Annotated in this window: 4 protein-coding genes; 1 reads left to right on the forward strand and 3 read right to left on the reverse strand. The window is 71.7% G+C overall.

The genetic code is table 11. The features are described from left to right. The 3 genes from ACFV6I_RS39125 to ACFV6I_RS39135 form a co-directional block, all read right to left on the reverse strand. Window positions 1-258 (reverse strand): hypothetical protein (locus tag ACFV6I_RS39125; protein ID WP_380431018.1); only part of this gene is annotated, 258 nt, incomplete at its 3' end. Window positions 259-512: 254 nt separating this feature from the next. Then, the gene (locus ACFV6I_RS39130) at window positions 513-857 is read right to left on the reverse strand and encodes a rodlet layer protein (RefSeq protein WP_380431020.1); all 345 of its coding nucleotides are present in this window, start codon (window positions 855-857) and stop codon (window positions 513-515) included. A 77-nt stretch (window positions 858-934) separates the two neighbouring features. Then, a complete protein-coding gene (locus tag ACFV6I_RS39135; protein WP_031063477.1) occupies window positions 935-1,279 on the reverse strand; it encodes a hypothetical protein in 345 nt (114 codons plus the stop codon). Between the two features lie 302 nt (window positions 1,280-1,581). Here ACFV6I_RS39135 and ACFV6I_RS39140 point away from each other — a divergent pair, with 302 nt between their 5' ends. Beyond that, window positions 1,582-2,238: a hypothetical protein gene (locus ACFV6I_RS39140; protein WP_380431023.1), complete on the forward strand. Its 657-nt coding sequence runs from the start codon at window positions 1,582-1,584 to the stop codon at window positions 2,236-2,238. Window positions 2,239-2,349 lie beyond the last annotated feature (111 nt).

Genomic DNA, 2,349 nt, shown 5'->3' on the forward strand with positions numbered 1-2,349 from the left:
GCCGTTGATGTGCGCGAAGCCCTCGCCGCCGCCGATCACGTCGGTGGAGGTGGCGGCGCCGCCGCCGAAGCCGCCGGCGATGACGTCGCTGGTGTGGCCGACGCCGAAGCCCGCACCGGCCGCGAACGGCTGGTCGCCCGAGGCGACGAACTCGCCGCCGCCCGCGAAGCCGACGTGCGCGAACGCCGGGGTGGCGGCACCCGCGAGCGCCAGCGCGGCGGTGGCGGTCAGTGCGGCCTTGGCCAGCTTGCTCTTCATGGAAATGCCCTCTCTTTCGGAGCGCCCCGGCGGGCGCTGCCTCTGACACGTGATCACATCCGGCCGTGCGGGTCGGCGCCCCACGCGCCGGTCCGAACGCCCGCTCACCCGGCCGGTCCGCACCTGTTCGGCGGTCGGCCGGACACCTCGCCCGTGGCGCCTTGAGCACCCGTGGCGCTCGTAGCGCCCGTAGCGCCCGGAGGGCCCGGGGAGACGTACCTCCCCGGGCCCTCCGTCCGTGCCGTGCCCCTTGATCAGCCGATCAGGTGCGAAACGCCCGCGTCGCCCGAGGACTGGGTGTTCTGGCCGACGTTGCAGATCTGCTTCGGGGTGCTGTTCAGGATCGGCACCTCGACCGGAACCGCGACGCCGACCACGGCGACGGCGATGTTGTGGATCTCCGGCAGGCAGATGTTCGCGTTGTCCAGGGTGTGGAAGTTCGGGCTGCCGTTGCCGTGGGTGCCGGTCTGGTTGGTGCCACCGTTGCCCTGGACGGAGGTGGCGGCGCCGTCCGCGTCGACGATGGCGGAGGCCGAGCCGGCGGACATCGCGATGGCGGCGGCGGCCAGGCCGGCGGCGGCGAGGGACTTCTTGATCATTTCCGGTTTTCCTCTCGAGGGGTGAATCGGGGAGCGATTCGAAGGGTGGTTCAGGGGGAGTGCAGCTGGGGGAACGGTCAGCCGACCAGGTGGGACACGCCCGCGTCGCCGTGGCTCTGGGTGCCCTGGCCCTGGGTGCAGTACTGCTTGCCACCGCTGTTGGCGATCGGGACCTCGACCGGGACGGCCACGCCGAGCACACCCACCGCGATGTTGTGGATCTCGGGGAGGCAGACGTTCGCGTTGTCCAGGAAGTGGAAGTTCGGGCTGTTGTTCCCGACCGTGCCGGTGAAGTTGGTGCCGCCGTTGCCCTCGATGGAGGCTGCGGCGCCGTCCGCGTCACCGATCGCCGAAGCGGGCGCGGCGGCGGCGGCCAGCGCGGCGACGGCCAGGCCGGCGGCGGCGAAGGACTTCTGGATCATGGGGAGATCCCTCTCTGAAATGCTCTTGGTTTCCGTGCGTACAACGCGTAGAACGCTCAGACCCGGTCTGCAGTCACTGACGTCCAGATCAAAGAATGACGGCACGGAAGGTTACGGGGATTTTTGAAAAGAGTCCGGGAGGCGCGTCGTAGGGTGGTTTCCGGTCGGATTATTAGGCCGAACCGGTTAACCGCCGCAATCCGTACCAGCGGTCACTCGTTGAGGCAGATTGCTTTCCGGCTGCGCCCCGCAGCCCCTCCCTTCAGGGATCTCCAGTACGGACAGGCAGAACGGTGAAAAGCATGAAGTTCTCCAAGCGGGCCGGCGCGATGCTGTTGGCGGTCGGTGCGGGCATGCTCGCCTCCCAGGGAGCGGCCAGTGCCGCCCAGGTCAGCCCCGACCAGGTCGGCGCCCTGGAGGACAAGCTGGCCACCCAGCAGGTCCCGGCGGACGTGCCGCTCACCCCGCTCGGCAGCCGCGTCACGGCCGGCATCCCGACCTCGCTGCTCCTGCCGCCGGCGCCCGGCCGCACCACCAGCACCGAGCTCATCCCGGACCGGCTGGTCCCCGGGCTGCAGACCGGGAAGGTCGGCCCCAGCGCCAAGGCCCAGTTGCCGCTCCCGCTGGTCGACCGGGGCGCCGACCTCGGCCAGGTGCTGCTGGAGGCCCCGGCCGCGCCGCTGCACGCCGACACCCCCGGCCTCGCCGTCGGCAAGCCGCTCGCCCTCGTTCAGGACGGCACCGGCCAGCTGGCCGACGGCCGGCTCAAGGTGGACGAGGTGGACCCGCGACTGGTCACCGGCACCGTGCAGGCCGTCCCCGGGGCCACCGCCAGCCTCGGCGACGACGACCACCCGATCTCGGTCACCGACAAGGTGGGCGACCTGGCCGCGACCACCACCGCGACCACCACCGGCGTGGTGCAGCAGACCGGCCTGACCGACCTGACCCAGCTCTGAGCCCAGCGGCTCCGGGCACGGTGGAGCCCGGCACCCCGGACGCGACCGGGGTGCCGGGCTCCCGCCTGCGCCGGGCGGCTCAGCCCGGCAGCACGCCGGTCAGGCCGCCGA

The organism is Kitasatospora sp. NPDC059803, assembly GCF_042732255.1.
Classification (GTDB): Bacteria; Actinomycetota; Actinomycetes; order Streptomycetales; family Streptomycetaceae; genus Kitasatospora.

Bases quoted from the DNA above. Each gene is read 5' to 3' on its own strand.
- ACFV6I_RS39130 (WP_380431020.1), bottom strand. From the start codon at position 857: ATGATCAAGAAGTCCCTCGCCGCCGCCGGCCTGGCCGCCGCCGCCATC.
- ACFV6I_RS39135 (WP_031063477.1), bottom strand. From the start codon at position 1,279: ATGATCCAGAAGTCCTTCGCCGCCGCCGGCCTGGCCGTCGCCGCGCTG.
- ACFV6I_RS39140 (WP_380431023.1), top strand. From the start codon at position 1,582: ATGAAGTTCTCCAAGCGGGCCGGCGCGATGCTGTTGGCGGTCGGTGCG.